At 58.7% G+C, this 19,604-nt stretch carries 19 protein-coding genes and 1 pseudogene; 11 read left to right on the top strand and 9 right to left on the bottom strand.

The genetic code is table 11. The features are described 5' to 3' along the window. The first annotated feature begins 239 nt into the window (after positions 1-239). Positions 240-1,046, top strand: coding sequence for a CoxG family protein (locus ACSQ2Z_RS26370; RefSeq protein ID WP_436084187.1), 807 nt, complete (start codon positions 240-242; stop codon positions 1,044-1,046). An 80-nt stretch (positions 1,047-1,126) separates the two neighbouring features. On the opposite strand, the gene ACSQ2Z_RS26365 is transcribed toward ACSQ2Z_RS26370, so the two are convergent. The 4 genes from ACSQ2Z_RS26365 to ACSQ2Z_RS26350 are packed head-to-tail and all read right to left on the bottom strand — an operon-like array spanning position 1,127 to position 4,481. After that, a complete protein-coding gene (locus ACSQ2Z_RS26365) occupies positions 1,127-2,098 on the bottom strand; it encodes a branched-chain amino acid ABC transporter permease (RefSeq protein ID WP_436084186.1) in 972 nt (323 codons plus the stop codon). A 2-nt stretch (positions 2,099-2,100) separates the two neighbouring features. After that, positions 2,101-2,988 carry a branched-chain amino acid ABC transporter permease gene (locus ACSQ2Z_RS26360; protein ID WP_436084185.1) on the bottom strand — a complete coding sequence of 296 codons (888 nt, stop codon included), beginning with the start codon at positions 2,986-2,988 and terminating at the stop codon, positions 2,101-2,103. A 34-nt stretch (positions 2,989-3,022) separates the two neighbouring features. Beyond that, a complete protein-coding gene (locus ACSQ2Z_RS26355) occupies positions 3,023-3,730 on the bottom strand; it encodes an ABC transporter ATP-binding protein (RefSeq protein ID WP_436084184.1) in 708 nt (235 codons plus the stop codon). After that, the gene (locus ACSQ2Z_RS26350) at positions 3,723-4,481 is read right to left on the bottom strand and encodes an ABC transporter ATP-binding protein (protein WP_436084183.1); all 759 of its coding nucleotides are present in this window, start codon (positions 4,479-4,481) and stop codon (positions 3,723-3,725) included. The genes ACSQ2Z_RS26355 and ACSQ2Z_RS26350 overlap by 8 nt, the downstream gene beginning before the upstream one ends. A 268-nt stretch (positions 4,482-4,749) precedes the next feature. Between ACSQ2Z_RS26350 and ACSQ2Z_RS26345 the strand changes: the two genes are divergently transcribed. The 10 genes from ACSQ2Z_RS26345 (at position 4,750) to ACSQ2Z_RS26300 (ending at position 14,217) form a co-directional block, all read left to right on the top strand. Beyond that, positions 4,750-5,958, top strand: coding sequence for an ABC transporter substrate-binding protein (locus ACSQ2Z_RS26345; protein WP_436084182.1), 1,209 nt, complete (start codon positions 4,750-4,752; stop codon positions 5,956-5,958). A 62-nt stretch (positions 5,959-6,020) separates the two neighbouring features. Continuing rightward, positions 6,021-6,788, top strand: coding sequence for an enoyl-CoA hydratase-related protein (locus ACSQ2Z_RS26340; protein WP_436084181.1), 768 nt, complete (start codon positions 6,021-6,023; stop codon positions 6,786-6,788). A gap of 73 nt (positions 6,789-6,861) precedes the next feature. After that, complete coding sequence (locus ACSQ2Z_RS26335; RefSeq protein ID WP_436084180.1) at positions 6,862-7,617, top strand: SDR family NAD(P)-dependent oxidoreductase; 756 nt, start codon at positions 6,862-6,864, stop codon at positions 7,615-7,617. A gap of 25 nt (positions 7,618-7,642) precedes the next feature. Beyond that, the gene (locus ACSQ2Z_RS26330; protein WP_436084179.1) at positions 7,643-9,181 is read left to right on the top strand and encodes a class I adenylate-forming enzyme family protein; all 1,539 of its coding nucleotides are present in this window, start codon (positions 7,643-7,645) and stop codon (positions 9,179-9,181) included. Between the two features lie 29 nt (positions 9,182-9,210). Next, positions 9,211-10,371 carry an iron-containing alcohol dehydrogenase gene (locus ACSQ2Z_RS26325; protein ID WP_436084178.1) on the top strand — a complete coding sequence of 387 codons (1,161 nt, stop codon included), beginning with the start codon at positions 9,211-9,213 and terminating at the stop codon, positions 10,369-10,371. Next, a complete protein-coding gene (locus tag ACSQ2Z_RS26320) occupies positions 10,371-10,814 on the top strand; it encodes an acyl-CoA thioesterase (protein ID WP_436084177.1) in 444 nt (147 codons plus the stop codon). The genes ACSQ2Z_RS26325 and ACSQ2Z_RS26320 overlap by 1 nt, the downstream gene beginning before the upstream one ends. Positions 10,815-10,887: 73 nt before the next feature. Next, positions 10,888-11,511 carry an adenylate kinase gene (locus ACSQ2Z_RS26315; protein ID WP_436084176.1) on the top strand — a complete coding sequence of 208 codons (624 nt, stop codon included), beginning with the start codon at positions 10,888-10,890 and terminating at the stop codon, positions 11,509-11,511. 85 nt (positions 11,512-11,596) lie between these two features. After that, positions 11,597-11,893 (top strand): XdhC family protein, encoded by a 297-nt coding sequence (locus ACSQ2Z_RS26310; protein ID WP_436084388.1) that lies wholly within the window; start codon positions 11,597-11,599, stop codon positions 11,891-11,893. Further along, positions 11,893-12,576, top strand: coding sequence for an XdhC family protein (locus ACSQ2Z_RS26305; protein WP_436084175.1), 684 nt, complete (start codon positions 11,893-11,895; stop codon positions 12,574-12,576). The genes ACSQ2Z_RS26310 and ACSQ2Z_RS26305 overlap by 1 nt, the downstream gene beginning before the upstream one ends. 6 nt (positions 12,577-12,582) lie before the next feature. Beyond that, positions 12,583-14,217 carry an NTP transferase domain-containing protein gene (locus ACSQ2Z_RS26300; protein ID WP_436084174.1) on the top strand — a complete coding sequence of 545 codons (1,635 nt, stop codon included), beginning with the start codon at positions 12,583-12,585 and terminating at the stop codon, positions 14,215-14,217. A gap of 32 nt (positions 14,218-14,249) precedes the next feature. On the opposite strand, the pseudogene ACSQ2Z_RS26295 reads toward ACSQ2Z_RS26300, so the two are convergent. The 5 genes and pseudogenes from ACSQ2Z_RS26295 to ACSQ2Z_RS26275 form a co-directional block, all read right to left on the bottom strand. After that, a pseudogene (locus ACSQ2Z_RS26295) lies at positions 14,250-14,342 on the bottom strand (helix-turn-helix domain-containing protein); the annotation flags it as partial. Positions 14,343-14,848: 506 nt separating this feature from the next. Then, positions 14,849-16,513: an electron transfer flavoprotein-ubiquinone oxidoreductase gene (locus ACSQ2Z_RS26290; RefSeq protein ID WP_436084173.1), complete on the bottom strand. Its 1,665-nt coding sequence runs from the start codon at positions 16,511-16,513 to the stop codon at positions 14,849-14,851. A 20-nt stretch (positions 16,514-16,533) separates the two neighbouring features. Next, positions 16,534-17,055, bottom strand: coding sequence for a dimethylsulfonioproprionate lyase family protein (locus tag ACSQ2Z_RS26285; protein WP_436084172.1), 522 nt, complete (start codon positions 17,053-17,055; stop codon positions 16,534-16,536). 192 nt (positions 17,056-17,247) lie between these two features. Then, a complete protein-coding gene (locus ACSQ2Z_RS26280; protein WP_436084171.1) occupies positions 17,248-18,198 on the bottom strand; it encodes an electron transfer flavoprotein subunit alpha/FixB family protein in 951 nt (316 codons plus the stop codon). 25 nt (positions 18,199-18,223) lie between these two features. Next, positions 18,224-18,973 carry an electron transfer flavoprotein subunit beta/FixA family protein gene (locus ACSQ2Z_RS26275; RefSeq protein WP_436084170.1) on the bottom strand — a complete coding sequence of 250 codons (750 nt, stop codon included), beginning with the start codon at positions 18,971-18,973 and terminating at the stop codon, positions 18,224-18,226. Positions 18,974-19,604 lie beyond the last annotated feature (631 nt).

Below are 19,604 nucleotides of genomic sequence, written 5' to 3'. Positions count from 1 at the left end.
TTCGGCCGTTCCAGCCAATAAAAGCGTGACAAGTTTTCCGGCGCTGCACCGGTCTTGCCATCCCGTTGAGGGTGATTGCTGGAAAGCTTACCATCTTGGCTCCTCCATCACGCCGCGCCATGAGGCATCGGTCTGTGATTTTTACTTGCATTATTAGACTTAATGGAAGAATGTCAAGTAATCTGGTTCGCTCAGGATCCGTAGAGGCGAACGCTAATAATATGCGAGGAGGGCATCCAATGGATATGTCAGGTCAACAGCACATTCCGGCAAGCAAGGAGGATGTGTGGAACGCGCTGAACGATCCCGAAGTCTTGAAGATTTGCATCCCCGGGTGCCAGGAGTTGACCAAGTCGTCCGATACCGAGATGTCGGCCGTCGCGGTGATAAAGGTTGGCCCGGTGAAAGCCCAATTCCAGGGTGCGGTGACGCTGTCTGAACTGGACCCGCCTAACGGCTACAAAATCACCGGCGAAGGGCAGGGCGGCGTTGCCGGCTTTGCGAAAGGGCTTGCAACCGTCCGCCTTGAAGCTACCGACGACGGTACCATTTTGCACTACAACGTCGATGCCCAGATTGGCGGGAAGCTTTCCCAGTTGGGCGCACGGCTGATAGATATGACGGCAAAACAGCTATCCGGTCAGTTTTTCAAGCGCTTCGCCGAAGAAATTGAGCGCCGCCAGAACCCGGTGCAGGTTGAAAGCGGCATCGAGCAGGCTAGTGGCAAGTCAGCGTCGGCACAGGAGAGGTCCCCGTCGCAGACCGTGTCAAGCAGCAGCAGAACGTCGGCCCAACCTACATCCAATTCATCATCCACCGGCATGCTTGTCGGTCTGCCAATGATTGCAGCCGTTGTGTTTGTGTCAGTCCTGGCTGCTATGTGGGTCGCCCAAGGTGGTTTAGTACCAGGCCTTGGTTCGGCGCCGGGCAATATGGCTCGCGATGGCCAGGCTTGGGTGTCGGAAGATCTTTCGACCGTCGTGCAGATCATCATGGCCGCAGCCGTCGGTTATCTCTTCGGCACCCGCGCCACGTCCCGCGGCTGATACATCTTTGTTCCGCATAGAAAAACCGGGGCTGAGATCTGCCCCGGTTTTATTTACTTGCATAAGAAGACTTTTGTTGGTCAGCCGCGTCGGCGTTCGAGCAGAAGCTTTACCTCACCGAACACCCCCCGTCTGAACATCATGACGCAAACGACGAAAAACAGACCAATAATAAAGGTGATCGGCAGGCCGCTTGTCGACAGGAAATGCTCCAGCCCGACGACAAGACTTGCCCCGACGATCGGACCAATCAGCGTTCCCATGCCACCAAGCAGCGTCATCAGGATGACCTCTCCAGACATATGCCACGTAACGTCGACGAGAGACGCCAGCTGAAAGGCGATTGCCTTCATGGACCCGGCAAAACCAGACAACGCGGCCGATAGCGTAAATGCGATCAGCTTGTAGCGCTCCGGCTTGAGTCCGAGGGACGTGACGCGGGTTTCATTTTCACGGATGGCCGACAGGATGTGGCCGAAAGGCGAATTGACGGCGCGCCATATGATCACAAGGCCAATAACCGTCCCACCAAGCACGGTGTAGTACATTGACGTGATGCTGCGGAGATCGATTACGCCGAGAAGGTACCCGCGTGGTACGGCCTGGATGCCATCTTCGCCGCCTGTAAAGGGCATCTGCACCGCCAGGAAGTAGACCATTTGGGCGAGCGCCAATGTGATCATTGCGAAGTAGATGCCGTGACGCCGAATGGCCAGCGCGCCGAATACGAAACCGAGGCAGGCGGCAAAGACGGTTCCCGAGAGCACGGCAAGCTCAAACGGAAAATGCCAGACTTTGGCGGCATGTGCGGCGATATACGCGGCCCCGCCGAAGAAGGCCGCATGTCCGAAGGAGAGCAGGCCGGCATAACCCAGCACGAGATTGAATGCCGCGGCGAACAGCACAAAACAGAGGATTTTGATGAGGAAGAGAGGATAAACGACTTGGGGTGCAACCAGCATCAGCACGCCGATCGCGACCAGCAGATACGTTCCGGCTCGTTGAACCCTGCCGGTCACCAGAAAAGACGAGGAAATGTTCGAGCTATTCATGATCAGGCCTCGCGACTAAACAGGCCGGACGGCCGGATGAGAATGACCAGCACCATCACGATGAACACCGCGATCGATGAGGCCGCAGGGTAGAAGGTCTTGGTCAGTCCTTCGATGATACCTAGGGCGAGAGCGGTAACGATTGCGCCTCCGATCGATCCCATTCCGCCGATGACGACCACGGCGAAGACAACGATGATTATGCTCGATCCCATTCCGGGGCTGACCTGGTAGAGGGGTGCGGCCAGCGCTCCCGCAAAGCCGGAAAGCCCGACACAGAAAGCATAGGTCAACGTCAGCATCAGCGGCACGTTGATGCCGAATGCTTGAACCAACGCCGGGTTTTCTGTCGCCGCCCGCAGATACGCACCGAGCTTGGTGCGCTCGATCGCCAACCACGTCAGAATGCAGATCACAAGCGAGACCCCGATCACCCAAGCGCGGTACATCGGGAGGAACATGAATCCAAGATTGATGCCTCCCATCAGCGAAGGCGGAACCGGATAGGGCTTGCCTGCCGCACCAAAGATATGGCGGAACAGTCCCTCGAGCATGAGGGCTATGCCGAAGGTAAGGAGGAGGCTGTAAAGGTGGTCCATCCGGTAAAGCCGCCTGAGGAGCAGGCGCTCTACTACGATTCCGAGAATGCCGACTGCGATAGGTGCCGCAATCAGCGTCGGCCAGTATCCCAGCCCCAGTTTTGAAAGCAAAAACCAGGCGACAAAGCCGCCCAGCATGTAGAAAGCGCCATGAGCGAAGTTAACCACGTTCAGCATGCCGAAAATGATCGCTAACCCTAGGCTCAAAAGAGCATAAAATGACCCGTTGATCAGACCAAGCAACAGTTGGCCGAGCAGCACGGTGATCGGAACGCCGAAGATATCAGCCATCAGACAATACCTATTTGTAATCGCGCGCCATGGATCAGACTCCGAGATAGCGGTTCAGTCGGTCCATGTTGGCATCGAGTGTGTTGTTGGAAATTTCGTCGATGACCTTTCCTTGATCGAGGACGAAATGGCGGTCGGCAACCGAGGCGGCGAATCGGAGGTTTTGTTCGACCAGGATGATTGTCATGCCCCGGTCCTTCAAAACGCGCAGGGCAGCACCTATTTCTTCGATGATAACCGGCGCGATGCCCTCGGTTGGCTCATCCAGAAGAATGAAATCGGCACCAGTGCGCAGGATCCTTCCAATTGCCAGCATTTGCTGCTCACCGCCCGACAATCGTGTACCGGACGTATTGTCACGACCCTTGAGGTTTGGAAAAAGGCTGAAGATCTCGTCGACTTCCATGCCGCCAGCCTGCCACGCCGGCGGCAACATTAGGTTTTCGATCACATTCAGAGAAGAGAATATGCCACGCTCTTCCGGCACATAGCCAATGCCCAGACGCGCCACCTTGTGTGGTGCGAGCGACAATAGTTCGATGCCCTTGTAAATGCTCGAGCCTCGTCGCTTCCCGACCACTCCGACCAAACTGCGGAGCGTCGTTGTCTTTCCTGCACCGTTGCGCCCGATCAGGGTGACAACTTCGCCTTTATGCACGTTGAAATTGACGCCATGCAAAACATGACTTTCGCCGTACCATGCCTCGAGATTATTGACGCGCAGGAGTGCGGATTCAGCCATGAGCTCCTCCCATATAGGCCTTGCGGACCTCGCTGTCGGAAGAGACATCGGAATAGGTTCCTTCGGCGATGATTTCTCCGCGTCGTAAAACGGTGATCCTATCGGACAAATCGGCGACAACGCCCAGATTATGTTCGACCATGAGGACCGTGCGGCCTTTTCCAACACTGCGGATCAAGGCGGCGGTCCGGCCGATGTCTTCGGTTCCCATTCCTGCCATCGGCTCGTCCAGGAGGAGCACCTCCGGATCCAGCGCAAGCGTCGTGGCAAGTTCCAGTGCGCGTTTTCGCCCATAGGACAATTCGCTGGCTTTCGCCTGTGCCCGATCGGCAAGTCCAACGCTTTCCAGAAGCGCAGTCGCTTCCTCGTTGAAGCGGCGAAGCGTCGCGTTGGATTTCCAGAAGGCAAATGTCTCTCGCTCGCGGGCCTGCAGGGCTACGCGGACATTCTCCCGTGCGCTGAGATGCGGGAAGACCGATGATATCTGAAACGATCTGACAAGCCTGAGACGGGCAATGTCGGCGGGCGCCATTGACGTGATGTCCTGATCCTTGAAGAAGATCCGGCCGCTGCTGGGTGGGAGAAACTTCGTCAAGAGATTGAAGAGCGTGCTTTTCCCCGCACCGTTGGGCCCGATCAACGCGTGAATCGTGCCCGGCTTGATCTTCAGGTTCACATTCTGCACGGCAACGAAGCCGCCGAATGAGCGTGTCAGTTCACGCGCCTCTAGAATGGGTGCGGCATTCAACAATGTATCCTCCCTTACCGCCGCGAACTCTCTCCTTCAACGGGTGGCGGACAGCTAGTCCGTATCACCCAACGCTTCGCCGACGGTGAAAGCAGAAAAACATACAAAGTCTAATAATGCAAGCTTGCATATCGTTAGAAATTCTGTTTACCTTACATCTGTTACCTATTGCAGCGCACATGTTCCTTGGAAAAGAACATGCAAGGTATGATAGCGCAAGTTTCATTAAACGTGCCGGAGGAGTTTGGCGCGGCACTTGGGAGGGTGAATTATGAGAGCTTTGAAGGTGTTACTGTCCTGTGGCATCGCCGTTGGCGTCTTGCCGTTGCCTGTTTTCGGGCAGACCGCAGACCCCGTTCGCATTGGCGTGCTGACCGATGTCAGCGGCCAGTTTTCTCACGAGGCCGGCGAGGGCGCGATTGCGGCAGTGAAGATGGCCGTCGAGGATTTCGGCGGCAAAGTTCTAGACCGTCCGCTGGAGGTCGTCGTCGCAGATCATCAGAACAAACCGGAGGTCGCGGTTTCAACTGCTCGCGAGTGGTATGAATCGCAGGGCGTCACGATGATCAACAACCTGATCAATTCCGGTATTGCCCTTGCTGTCACGCAGGTTGCGAAGGACGAGGACAAGATCGCGATCGTCAACGGGTCTGGCTCGTCACGCCTGACGAATGACAGCTGCACCCCAAACAGCATCCATTATTCCTACGACACCTACGCCCTAGCCAACGGCACTGCCAACGAGCTTATCCGGCAGGGCTTGAAGAACTGGTTCTTTTTGACCGCTGACTATGCCTTCGGTCACGCGCTCGAGGCTGACGCGACGCAAATTGTGAAGGCAAATGGCGGAGAAGTTTCGGGTACGGTTCGCTATCCCATCGAAACCTCGGACCATAGTGCCTTTATGCTGCAGGCACAGGCATCGCCGGCTCAAGTCGTCGCGATGGCCGGTTCCGGCACAACCTTCGTGAATGCGGTCAAGTCTGCTGCGGAGTTCGGTCTCGCTGCGTCCGGAAAGACTGTGGCGGGCCTGCTGGTGTGGGACACCGACGTGCACTCGCTCGGCCTGGAAACGGCCCAGGGGATGATCCTGACCAGTGCATTCTATTGGGATCGCGATGACGAGACGAGGGCGTTCGCCAAAAAGTTCGAAGAGCGCGTCGGACGTCCGCCGCATATGGGAGATGCCGGCGACTACTCGTCGACAATGCACTACCTCAGGGCGGTACAGGCCGTCGGTACGACCGATACCAAGAAGGTTATGGAGAAGATGCGGGAAACTCCCGTCAACGACTTCTTTGCCAAGAACGGGAAGATTCGTGAGGATGGCCGGATGGTTCACGACATGTACGTCTACCACGTGAAAACGCCTGACGAATCCAAGGGCGAGTGGGACCTTCTCAAGCTTGTCACAACAATCCCTGGGGACAAGGCTTTCCGGCCGCTTTCCGACAGTAAGTGCCCGCTTGTCAAGCACTGACCATACGTTGCCCGGTCCCTTGTGGGGTCGGGCTTCCAATGAACGTTCGATAGGGCAGGCAGATGAGCGGTATCGTCGTGGAGACCAAGGATAGGGTTGCCGTTGTCACGTTGAACCGGCCTCACCAACGAAATGCCGTCACCTATCAGATGTGGCAGCATCTGGCTGAACTGTTTGAGGGATTCAACGATAATCCTGCTGTGCGTTCGATCATTCTGACAGGCTCTGGCAACGACTTTTCGGCGGGCGCGGACATCAGCGAGTTCGAAGCCGTCCGCAGTGGGCTCGAGGAAAGCAAGCGTTACGAGATCGCGGTCGATGCTGCGGGCGACGCGATCTACCGGGTTTCCAAGCCGACGATTGCGGCCCTGCGAGGCTATTGCCTCGGCGGAGCTGCTCATCTTGCCATGTCGTGCGATTTCCGAGTTGCGCAGAAAGGTGCGATTTTTGGTATCCCGGCCGCGCGTCTTTCTATCGTTTATGGCGTCTCCGCGACACGCAAGCTCTTCTCGCTTGTTGGTGTCACCGAGGCAAAGCGCATTCTCTACACGGGAAAGCGGTTCAGTGCCGACGATGCCCTCATCAACGGCTTCGTCGACCAGGTCGAGGACGATGCACTTTCCGCTGCTCGCAGTCGGGCTGCAGAGATGGCCGAGAACGCTCCTCTTACGATCAAAGGTGCCAAATTCATCTTAAATGGTTGTGCGCGCGGTGAACTCGACCGAGCCTCGGCAGAGAAGTTGATCGATCTGGCGAGTGACAGCGGTGACTATCTCGAAGGGCGACGGGCCTTCAAGGAGAAGCGTCCACCACTGTTCCTGGGAAAATAATACGGTGCTCATTCCATGAATGCCACGGCAATTTGCGCTGCTCCGGCAGCCGTCACATCAAGGAGATAATCAAATGAAGACCAATCTGAACGGCAAGATCGCGCTTGTGACAGGCGGCGGCCGAGACGTAGGCGGAGACATTGCCCGCTCACTCGCGGCCGAAGGCGCCATCGTCGCGGTGAATTACAGCCGTTCACAGGATGAGGCGCAAGCTGTCGTCAGGTCCATTGAGGCAGCCGGCGGAAAGGCGAGGGCCTATCGAGCCGATATCAGCGACAACGAGCAGGTCAGGGCCATGGTCGCTGCCGTCAAGGCTGACTTGGGCACGATCGATGTGCTGGTCAACAATGCCGGTTACGTCAAATACCAGCGGTTCGTTGATTCCACCCCTGAAGAATGGAAAAAGCAGATCGACGTGTGTCTCTATGGCACAATCAATTGCTGCCATGCAATTGCGCCGCTGATGATCGAGCAAAATTCCGGTCGTATCGTCAATCTCGTCGGCGACAGCTCACGCATCGGAGAAGCCAATCTGGCGCTTGCCGCAGCAGCGCGCGGTGGGACCATCGCGCTCGGCAAGTCTCTAGCGCGCGAATTCGGCCGCAACAACATTACGGTCAACACGGTCTCGCTTGGTCTGATCGAGACTTCGCATTCGGATCCGGAATTCCTGGCCAAGAACCGAGAGAAGATCGTCAAGGCCTATCCATTGCGCCGCATCGGTAAACCCGATGATGTCGCGCCGATGGTAACGTTCCTGGCATCGGATGCGTCATCCTGGGTGACCGGGCAAGTGATCAGCGTCAACGGCGGTTTCTGCATGGTGTGACCCGGAGGAGCAGGGAGGAGACAACATGATACACTTCGAGCTTATTGCGCCAGTCGGAGAGATTCTCCGACGGAATGCCCGCCTCTATCCTGAAAAACTTGCGTTCGAGGACAAGAGCAGGGCTGTTTCCTACGAGCAATTGAACGTGGAAACCGAAAACCTGGCATCTCAACTGGTGGCCTTGGGCCTTCAAAAAGGACAGAAGGTAGCGATCTTATTGCCGAATACTGTCAACTGGGTCGTCGCATGTCTTGCGACGGTCCGTGCCGGCGGCGTCGCCGTTCCGGTCAGTATTGACTCGACCGACGCCGAACTAAGCTATCGCGTAACAGATGCGGATTGCGCGTTCGTATTCGCGCAGTCGGCCAGACGCCAGTCGATCGAAGCGCTGCTGCAAAATCTCGGGCGCTCGACAGTGCTGATTACGGACGGTTTCGAGAGAAATCTGCCTGATTTCACAACGCTCACCCAGACACGCGCATCCGATTTTGACGACGATAGCGACATCGATCGCCCCGCCTACATCGTTTACACATCCGGCACGACGGGCCAGCCAAAAGGCGTGTTGCTTTCGACCCGCTCCATGCTTTGGGTCACGGCCGCATGTTGGGCGCCCATTGCCGGACTGAGCCACAAGGATGTCGTTCTCAATACACTTCCCCTCTACCACTCCTATGCGCTGAACGTCGCCGTTCTCTCGATCATCGCGACCGCCGCGAGCGAATACATCATGGAGAAGTTCTCAACGTCTCATGCGACGGAGCTTCTACGGACGGGGCGCTTCACATTCATGCCTGGCGTCCCGACGGTCTTTCATTATTTCCTGTCGGCATGCCAGACGAGCGGCGAGAAGTTGTTGTCTTCCGTTCGGCTCTGCGTTTCGGCGGGAGCAATCCTGCCGGGTTCGCTGAACACGGATTTCGAAGAGTTTTTTGACGTTCCCTTGCTCGATGGCTACGGGATTACCGAAACATCGACAATGGTTACCATGAACTGGCCCGGCAAATGGCGCGTTCCGGGTTCATGCGGCTTGCCCCTCCCGGGTCTGACGGTTCGGCTGGTCGATCCGAAAACGGGCGCGGATGTGCCCTTCGGCACGGAAGGCGAACTGATTTGCAAAGGCCCCAATCTGATGCAGGCGTACCACAACAAACCTCAGGAGACGCAAAAAGCAATTGTCGAGGGATGGTACCACACCGGGGATCTGGCACGCAGCGACGCCAACGGATTCCTGACCATCACCGGCCGCTTGAAGGAACTGATCATTCGTGGTGGCCAGAACATTGCGCCCGCCGAGGTCGAGGAGACGATCCTCCTCCACCACGCGATTATCGACTGCGCCGTCATCGGCGTTCCGCACGCAATGCTGGGAGAAGTGCCTGTGGCATGCATCGTCCTCAAGTCCGCGGTAAATTTCGATGAAGAGGCTTTGATCCGTCACTGTAGGGATCGCCTGTCAGTCTACAAGGTGCCGGACAGGTTCCTCATTGTCAGTGAAATCCCACGAACGGGCTCCGGCAAAATTCTGCGCGTCAAGCTTCGGGAGAGCCTCCCGGCTGCGTGATACGGGCGGAAAACATCAAGGAGAAATGGATGAAACCCTTTGTATTCAGTACCACCGCCCAGATTGTGTTCCGAGCGGGAGCCTCTTCTGAAATCGGCGGTCTCGTCAGGAGGAAGCTCGGTGAGCGCGTCCTTTTCGTCACCGATCCGGGATTGCGCAAACTCGGTCTTTGCGACCCGGCGCTCTCTTCGTTGGCCGCGGCGGGCATCGAGGCGACGGTCTTCGACAAGGTCGAAGCCGACCCTTCGCTTGCGACAGTTCAGTCCGCGACCGATGCCGCCAAGGCCGGCGGCGCCACCGGCGTAATTGGGTTCGGCGGTGGTTCCTCGCTCGACGTCGCCAAGTTGGTTGCCCTGCTGTGCGGTTCGGGAGAGGACATCGACGGAGCCTGGGGTGTCGGCAACGCCAAAGGGCCGCGATTGCCACTCGTGCTCGTGCCGACCACAGCGGGAACGGGATCGGAGATGACGCCCGTCTCGATCATCACCGTCGGCGGCGATGAAAAGCGTGGTGTCTCATCGCCGATCATCCTGCCCGATATCGCAGTCCTCGATCCAGACCTCACGCTTGCGCTTCCGGCTCACATCACCGCAGCGACCGGCATCGATGCGATGGTGCATGCGATCGAAGCCTATACATCCAGAAGCGCAAACAACAATCCCTTGTCTAAAATGCTTGCTCGGCAGGCGCTGCAACTGCTCGGCGCCAACATCGAAAAGGCGGTCTTTGACGGCAAGGACCGAGAGGCGAGGGGAGCGATGCTTCTCGGTTCCATGCTGGCGGGCCAAGCCTTTGCAAACTCGCCTGTCGCGGCTGTGCATGCGCTTGCCTACCCCATCGGCGGGACGTTCCACATTCCACACGGCCTTTCCAACGCGCTCGTACTGCCACATGTCCTGCGCTTCAACGCGCCCGCTGCGGTCGCTGCCTACGCGGAGATTGCCGCCGATGCCTTTCCGGATCTCGCGCCCGAGCAAAGCAGCCAAGAGCGCTGCGCCGCATTCATCGACCGGCTCGCCGCTCTTTCGGCTAGTCTTGGGCTTCAACCGCGCCTGCGCGATGTCGGCATTAGCGAGGAACATCTCTCCGGTATGGCGCGCGATGCGATGAAGCAAACGAGGCTGCTGATCAACAACCCGCGTGACGTGAACGAAGCGGACGCCCTTTCCATCTACAAGGCGGCCTGGTGATGGCGGAACGTCCTCGTCCGAGCGGGCGGTCCGCCTACAGGATTTTCCGCACAGTCACGACCCGTTGGTCGGACAACGACATATATGGCCACATGAACAATGTCGTTCATTACAGCTTGTTCGATACGGCGGTGAACGGCTTCCTGATCGAGAACGGCGCGCTGGACATGAAGGGAGGCTCGGAAGTCTTCCTGGTGGTCGAAACGGGCTGCCGCTATCATGCGGAAATGGCGTTTCCAGACGTGGTCACCGCCGGCATCCGGGTGGCGAAGCTCGGCAACTCGTCAGTTACATATGAGATCGGTCTCTTCCGCAACGAAGAGGAAGTTGCAACGGCAGAAGGTTTCTTCGTGCACGTCAATATCGATCGCTTGTCGCGGCGACCGGTCCATTTCGGCGATGTTGCCCGCCGTCTGCTTGAAACGCTGCTCGTGCAGGCATAACGCTATCGATTGGAGGTACCTCCCATGACAGTTCTCACCCCCAAACACCCCTCTCCCCTGCGAGGGTCTAAGCATGGTTAATCTAATGCTTATTGGCCCGCCCGGAGCCGGCAAGGGAACCCAGGCGGAACGACTGGTAAGGGACCTTGGCGTGCTGCATCTTTCCACGGGTGACCTCCTGCGCAACGCAATTCAAAACGACACAACTCTCGGCAGAAAGGCAAAACAGGCGGTCGAGGCGGGTGACCTCGTTCCCGACGACGTCGTGATCGGTCTGGTCGAAACCCGTCTCGAGCAGAAACATGTCGATCAAGGCTTCATTCTGGACGGCTTCCCTCGCACGCAAGAGCAAGCCGCGGCCTTGGAGGTCTTTCTCGAGCGCCTGGGACAACCTCTGGATCATGTGATCATATTCGAGATTCCAGCGGACGTTCTCTTGAGCCGGGTTGAGCATCGAGCAATGCAGTCCAAAGCCGCCGGCCATGCCGTGCGTTCGGATGATAATGCCGACGTGCTACGAAAAAGGCTTCAGGAGTACGGGGCAACAACTCGCATGATCCCCTTCTATGAGAAGCGCGGTCTGGTGACACGTGTCGATGCGAATACTGCTGTGGACGAAGTGTCCACTCGTATCCGCGCTATCATAGCCACCTCCCATCGCCCATCTCATGACCGAGAGGCTGAATCAAAAGAATAACTTCCCAAGAGGTCGTTCGGAAAGAAATCGGTCAATCCGATAAGGAGGCAGCGAAATTCGTAACGTGGCAAAGCCCGATCCTTTGATGACGGCGGAGAAATGGAAACAGAGCGGGCGTGACGTGGCCGTCGCGACCGTCATCGAAACCTGGGGTTCAGCGCCGCGTCCTGTCGGCAGCTCTCTGGTGATCGATGGCGACGGCAATTTCGAAGGGTCAGTGTCCGGCGGCTGTGTTGAAGGCGCGGTTATCGCGGAGGCGGTGGATGTCATCGGCGACGGTAAAGCAAGGATGCTGGAGTTCGGGGTTGCTGACGAAACTGCCTGGCGCGTCGGGCTATCCTGCGGCGGCCGCATCCGTGTCCTTGTTGAAAGGCTCGAATGATGGACACTGCGAATTTGAAACGGCTCAATGCCGCCCGGAGGGCGCGTCGAGCGGTGATGCTGGTCACGGATATGGAACGTGGAACCGATCAGGTGATCCTCGAAGGCGAGCCCGTTGATGGCGCGCTTCGCAAGGCCGTCGTGACGACATTTCGTTCCGGAACGTCGGGGACTTTTGTGATTGCTGGCGGCACATGCTTCCTGAACGTGCATGTGCCGCCACCGCACCTCGTCATTATTGGCGCGGTGCATATCAGCCAGTTCCTAGCGCAGATAGCGGCTCTTGCCGGTTTCGACGTGCGCATCATCGATCCGCGAACTGCGTTCGCAACGCCGGAGCGTTTCGCAGGGATAGATCTGACCGCTGGCTGGCCGGTTGATGTCCTCGAGGACCGTCCGCTCGACGCCTATACGGCCGTTGTCGCGGTCACGCATGACCCCAAGATTGACGACTTCCCGATTGGTAAGGCCCTGCGAAGCGGCTGTTTCTATGTCGGGGCGCTTGGCAGCCGCAAGACCCATGGCTCGCGTCTTGAAAGGCTGAAGAAGGAAGGCTTTTCCGACGAGGAGTTGGCGAGGATCCATGGGCCGATCGGACTTGATATTGGTGCGTCAAGCCCGGCGGAGATCGCCGTGGCAATTGTGGCGCAGATCATCCAGGCCCTGCGCTCCTCCAAAAGGTGACAAACCATGATCTTTGGCGAATTCGATGTGCAGGGTGCAGAAGGGCTTCTGCTCGCCCATTCGATCAAGATTCCGGGCGGGGCGCTGCAGAAAGGGCATGTGGTTGATGTCAGGGACATTGACCGGCTGAAAAGCGCAGGCATCGAGAGGATTGTCGCGGCACGCCTCGAGGACGGTGATCTCGGCGAAAACGAAGCCGCGGCGCAACTCGGGGAGGCGATAGCGCCCGATCACCTCCGCTTCTCGGAGGCCGCCACAGGCCGCGTTGACATCTATGCCGGGGCTGACGGGCTTTTCGTGGCTAACCAGGAGGCTGTTGATCGGCTGAACCGCATTGATCCGGCGATCACGCTTGCCTGTCTTGCAGACCATACGCATGTCAGCTCCGGCGATATGGTGGCGACCTTCAAGATCATTCCGCTGGCGGTTCCAATCGCGAAGATCGAGGCCGCTTGTGCGGAACTCCGCGCGACTGCCCCATTTCAAGTGAAGCTGTTTGCCAAACATGCCATTTCCTTGATCGCCACGGAACTGAGTTCGCTGAAAGTGCCGGTAATGGACAAAACTGCGCGCATCCTGGAGCGGCGGCTGGCCGCATCCGATAACCGGCTCTCCCGGGAACAGCGCGTGCCGCATGAGATCAAGGCGCTTGCGGCTTCGATCCAGAATGTCATCGCGATTCCGCAGGAAACACCGAAGCTTGTCATCATCTTCGGCGCCTCGGCGGTCATCGACGCGGCGGATGTCATTCCACAGGCGATCCGCGAGGCGGGCGGGCATGTCTTGAGCGTCGGCATGCCGGTCGATCCAGGGAATCTGATGGTCCTCGGCCGCATCGGGGAAACTTATGTCGTTGGGGCTCCGGGCTGCGCCCGCAGCCCGAAGCAGAACGGCTTCGATTGGATTCTCGACCGCATTCTGGCTGGCGAGGAGCCGGGCGTGCACGACGTGACCGGAATGGGCGTCGGAGGTCTGCTGATGGAGATACAATCGCGGCCGCAGTCGCGTGACCTACCTGCCAGAAAACGCGCGGATGCTTCCGTTGCAATCGTCCTGCTTGCCGCCGGGAGGGCGCGCCGCATGGGCGAGGGCGGCCAGCACAAGCTGCTGGCGGAATTCGACGGGATGCCGCTGGTTCGCCGCTCGACATCCATTGCTGTTGCCAGCAGGGCTGCTTCAGTCAGAGTCGTGACGGGTCATCGCCGTGGCGAAATTGAAGCCGCGCTTGAAGGCTTGAGCGTGACGCCGATCTTCAACGCCGACTACGCGTCCGGTATGGCAAGCTCTCTGGCAGCCGGATTCGTGCACGCCCTTGCGTGCGGCGCTGATGGTATTCTTGTTATGCTCGCGGATATGCCGGGCGTTTCGACGGCCAACCTGAACGCTTTGATCGACGCATTCAAGGAGGCGGCCGGCCGGGCGATCATCCGAGCGGTTTCCGGGGGAAAGCGTGGAAATCCGGTCATTCTGCCGCGATCGCTTTATCATACCGTGCTGGGTCTCGAAGGCGATGTCGGCGCGCGGCATATCATCGAGATGGGAGGGCTACCAGTTGTCGATGTCGACATCGGCGACGCGGCACATCTCGACGTGGACACGATCGAACAAATCGTTGCCGCAGGCGGGAAGTTAACTGTATAGGAGAGTTGACAAGACCGAGCCTTTCACACCGTAAGGTCCGGTATCTGCTGATCCTCGAACGTATTGCGTCTGAGCTCGCGCAAAATCGTCGATCGATGCCGTCCGAGTTTCTCGGCAATCACCTCTGCGTGTAGCCGATCTTCTCGCTGTTGCTCGTCACCTTCGACGTTGGTTGCTGATCCTGACGCTTCTTTGATAAGGCCGGCACATCGTAACCTTGTTCTGGGTGCTCGCCGCATGCATCACACGCTGGGAACGTCCTGTAGGGCAGGGAATGCCCTTCCAGCGCACGTCCGGCCGACGATCGGCGAAGGCAAAGGTCTCGACATGACGGTGTGATGATATAACATATCCGATGGGATAAGACTTATTATGGAACTTCTGGCCTTTGGCACTCCGTTATACAAACTTTCTACGCTAGACGCCGACGCAATCCACCGGCACGCATACCCTCTTGGCAGACATGACCTTCCGATAGTCTTTTCTCATAGTAATTGGCATGATCAGATGAGCTTGCGGCTTTTCACCGGGTGAGCGCTTCGGCAGCCAATTTTCCGACGCCAGCTTGATCAGGGACCACACCGGCGGATTTCCATCAATGCTCAAGGTCTCGCGACGACGATCTCGTTTGTCACATATTCGGATAGACCGGGCCTTCGCCGCCCTGCGGCGGCACCCAGTTGATGTTCTGGTTGGGGTCCTTGATGTCGCAGGTCTTGCAGTGGACGCAGTTCTGGGCGTTGATGACGAAGGTGGGCTGGCCATCCTTCTCCACCCATTCGTAGACGCCGGCCGGACAGTAGCGGGTCGAGGGGCCGGCATAGACGTCGTGCTCGGAGCGCTTCTGCAGCTCCATGTCCTTGACCTTGAGGTGCACCGGCTGGTCTTCCTCGTGGTTGGTGTTCGACAAAAACACCGAGGAGAGACGGTCGAAGGTCAGGACGCCGTCCGGCTTCGGATAAGCGATGGGCTTGTGCATTGACGCCGGTTCCAGCGACTGGGCATCGGTCTTGCCGTGTTTCAGCGTTCCGAAGAAGGAGAAGCCGAACAGCGTATTCGTCCACATGTCGAGACCGCCGAGCGCCACGCCCGCCGCCGTGCCGAGTTTCGACCACAGGGGCTTGACGTTCCTCACTTTCTTCAGGTCTTGGCCGATGGCGCTGTCGCGCCAGCCGTTCTCGATCTCGATGACCTCGTCATTGGCCCGGCCTGCCGCAATCGCATCGGCGAGCTTCTCGGCGGCGAGAATGCCGGACAATACCGCGTTGTGGCTGCCCTTGATGCGCGGCACGTTGACGAAACCGGCCGAACAGCCGATCAGCGCCCCGCCCGGGAAGGAAAGCTTCGGCACCGACTGGTAACCGCCCTCGGTGATGGCGCGGGCGCCATAGGACAGGCGCTTGCCGCCCTCGAAGGTGCCGCGGATCGCCGGATGCGTCTTGAAGCGCTGGAATTCCTCGAACGGGTGGAGGTAGGGGTTCTTGTAGTTCAGGTGCACCACGAAGCCGACGGCGACCAGGTTGTCCTCGAGATGATAGAGGAACGAACCGCCGCCGGTCTTCATGCCGAGCGGCCAACCGAAGGAATGCTGCACCAGGCCCTGTTTGTGGTTCTCCGGCCTGACTTGCCAGAGCTCCTTGATGCCGATGCCGAACTTTTGCGGCTCGCGGCCTTTCTGCAGGTCGAATCTGGCGATCAGCTCCTTGGCGAGCGAACCGCGCACGCCTTCGCCGATCAGCACGTATTTGCCGATGAGTTCCATGCCGCGGGCGAAGTTCGGCCCCGGCTCGCCGTTCTTCTCGATGCCCATGTCGCCGGTGGCGACACCGATGACGGCGCCCTCGTCGTTGTAGAGCACTTCCGTCGCGGCAAAACCCGGATAGATCTCGACGCCCAGCGCCTCGGCCTTTTCGGCCAGCCACCGACAGACGAGACCAAGCGAGACGATGTAATTGCCGTGATTGTTCATCAAGGGCGGCATGGCGAAGTTCGGCAGGCGTAGCGACCCGGCGGGGCCGAGCAGCAGAAACTGGTCGTCTTTCACCTCCGTCTTGAACGGATGACCCTCCTCCTCGCGCCAGCCCGGCAACAGCCGGTCGATGCCGATTGGATCGACGACCGCGCCCGACAGGATATGCGCGCCGACTTCGGCGCCCTTTTCCAGGACGACGACCGACAGCTCCGGATTGACCTGCTTCAGACGAATGGCCGCGGTCAGCCCGGCCGGACCGGCGCCGACGATCACCACGTCGAATTCCATGCTTTCGCGCTCGGGCAGTTCCATCGCCTCGGTCATTCCGCTAGTCCTCTTTGCATTTAGGCGAATGGCACCCGGTGGCACCAAAGCAGGAGAAGCGGGTTACCTGTGCAGCGAATTGCGATCTCGGTTCCTGCATCGCTGAAGAAGATGCCGCCTGGTGGTAGGACTACCCAGTCATTTTCGCCTGACCACACCTCGACGCGCGATAACGCCAGGAAGACGGTCGGATGCTTTCTGCGGTGATCGGGAAAGCGGCTATAGGGTGCCATCACGGTGACGCCCATGTGTACGTCGTCGCGTTCCTCAATCCCGCCCGGCCCTGCGACTAGAGCATGGGCGTGTCCAAGGACAAAGTTCACGCTTGCGAATGGTCCGGTTTTTGACCGATACCAGCGAAGGTCAGGAGCGATAACCTCGATTGCTTCTGCCAGTGCCGAAAGCGGGCTACCGAGCGGGCTGGCCTGCTTAAGAGCCTCTGACAGATATCTGGACGCAGGCAGCGTGTTGCCGCCCGCGCTGTACAGAGAGCTTGGTTTTGACAAAGTATGATGGATTTTTCCGGCCGTATACTTTGCCATCGTCGGTACATCGTGCGCGAGAAGCAGGTTGCCTGCGGCAGTGATCAGACTTTGGAGCGCAGAGGGACGATGACCCCAAACGGATATTGGCATCCGTCCTTCAGGAGTGGTGTCACAACTAACGCTAGGGCCCACAGTGTGAGCGTGAGGTACAATCACGATCCGTTTCCTTTGGATGCCTGATATCGTCGCTTACGCTCCCAGCGCCTTTTCGAGCGCCGGCAGGATATCGAAGAGGTCGCCGACGAGGCCGTAGTCGGTGACCTGGAAGATCGGCGCTTCCTCGTCCTTGTTGATGGCGACGATGACCTTGCTGTCCTTCATGCCGGCGAGGTGCTGGATGGCGCCGGAGATGCCGACGGCGATGTAGAGCTGCGGCGCCACCACCTTGCCGGTCTGGCCGACCTGCCAGTCGTTCGGGGCATAGCCGGCATCGACGGCCGCGCGCGAAGCGCCGACGGCAGCACCGAGCTTGTCGGCAACCGGCAGGATTACTTCCTGGAATTTCTCCGCGGAACCGAGCGCACGGCCGCCGGAGATAATGATCTTCGCCGACGTCAGTTCCGGACGATCGGAGGTCGACAGCGCGTCGCCAACGAAGGAGGACAGCGCGGAAGAAAGAGCTGCCGTTGAAATTTCTTCAACGGCAGCAAGTGGGCCTTGGGAGGCCTGGGAAAAGGAAGCTGTGCGAACAGTGATCACCTTTTTCGCATCGCTCGACTGCACCGTCTGGATGGCGTTGCCGGCATAGATTGGCCGCTTGAAGGTATCGGCAGAGACGACCTCGGTGATTTCCGAGATCTGGGCAACGTCAAGCAGGGCTGCGACACGCGGTAGCACATTCTTGCCGACCGAGGTCGCGGCCGAGAGGATGGTGTCGTAGCTGCCGGCCAGCGACACGATCAGCGCCGCCAGCGGCTCGGCGAGGTTGTTGGCAAGGCTTGCGTCGTCGGCCAGCAGCACCCTGGAGACGCCGGAGAGTTTTGCCGCCTGGTCGGCTGCAGCCTTAGCGCCGGAGCCTGCGACCAGCACATGAATGTCGCTCCCCGTTTCCTTGGCAATCTCGGCGGCAGCCGTCAGCGCCTTGGCTGTCTGGTCCGACAGGCTTGTATTGTCGTGATCTGCCAGAAGAAGAATGGCCATGATGTTAGTCTCCTTTTCCTGGACCTTAAAGCACGCCGGCTTCGTTTTTCAGCTTGTCGACCAGCTCGGCGACGGACTTGACCTTGATGCCGGCCTTGCGGCCCGATGGCTCTTCGGTCTTCAGGACCTTGAGGCGGGCGGTCGTGTCGACGCCGAAATCGGCCGGGCTCTTCTTGTCGAGCGGCTTCTTCTTCGCCTTCATGATGTTCGGCAGCGAGGCGTAGCGCGGCTCGTTGAGGCGCAGGTCGGTGGTCACCACCGCCGGCAGCTTAATCTCGATGGTCTGCAGGCCGCCGTCGACTTCGCGGGTGACCTGCGCGCTTCCGTCGCCGATCTCGACCTTGGAGGCAAAGGTGCCCTGCGCCCAACCGAGCAGCGCCGACAGCATCTGGCCGGTCTGGTTACTGTCGTCGTCGATCGCCTGCTTGCCGACGATGATCAGGCCGGGTTGCTCGGCTTGCGCCACGCCCTTGATGATCTTGGCGACGGCCAAAGGTTCAACCGCATCGTCGGTCTCGACCAGGATCGCCCGGTCGGCGCCCATGGCAAGCGCCGTCCTGAGCGTCTCTTCGGCCTTGGCCGGGCCGACGGAGACGACCACCACTTCCGACGCCTTGCCGGCTTCCTTCAGCCGCAAAGCCTCCTCGACCGAAATCTCGTCGAACGGGTTCATCGACATCTTCACATTGGCAAGCTCGACACCGGATCCATCCGGCTTGACCCGGATCTTCACGTTGTAGTCGACGACCCGTTTGACGGTGACCAGAACTTTCATGCGCCCTTCCTCTCTACCACGCCAGAACCACCGTCTCGTTCGATAGCTTTGAAATCCCGAGGCCAGTTGGTCGGGTCAGACCGCTTGACGGATGCACTCGGTTCGTGCTCACCCCGGGGGGTTCGTTAGCTATCACTGCCATTTTCACCGTTTGAGTGTCTCTTGTCCTTGATCACTCAAGCTTCGGCCGCCGGCTCATCGGGCCATGCAAATCAGCCATTATTTACTTGCAAACGAACATGGTTTCGGGAGCGGCGCGAAGTCCAAGCTTTCCAGGCACTCGATCCGCTTTCTTACGTGAAGATTGAACATATGATCCTTTATAAAGTCAAGGGGATCATATGATCCGCTTGTATTTTTTGTAATTTTGGTCAAGCCTATCCCTAATCTGGCCTGTGCAGTCATGCGCCAAGGTGCGTCCCAATCGAGTCCATGATCCGACACGGGCGCCTCGTTGCATGGTCCGAGCGGAGAGCCACCACTTTCTTCCAAAGGTTAGCCTCAAAGGCGCAAGCCCCCCGAAGCAACGGGTTTCAGCTACTTTTTTTCGTGGCGGGAGATCTTGGTACTGCCCGGGAGGAGATATTCGCCGGAGTCCACCAAGAAGTGCTCGTTGTCGCGAATTCTGTGG

It is taken from the genome of Pararhizobium sp. LjRoot235 (assembly GCF_964254145.1).
Lineage (GTDB): Bacteria > Pseudomonadota > Alphaproteobacteria > Rhizobiales > Rhizobiaceae > Pararhizobium.
The sequence above is the reverse complement of the archived record's forward strand: the minus strand, read 5'-3'. Positions and strand labels throughout refer to the sequence as shown.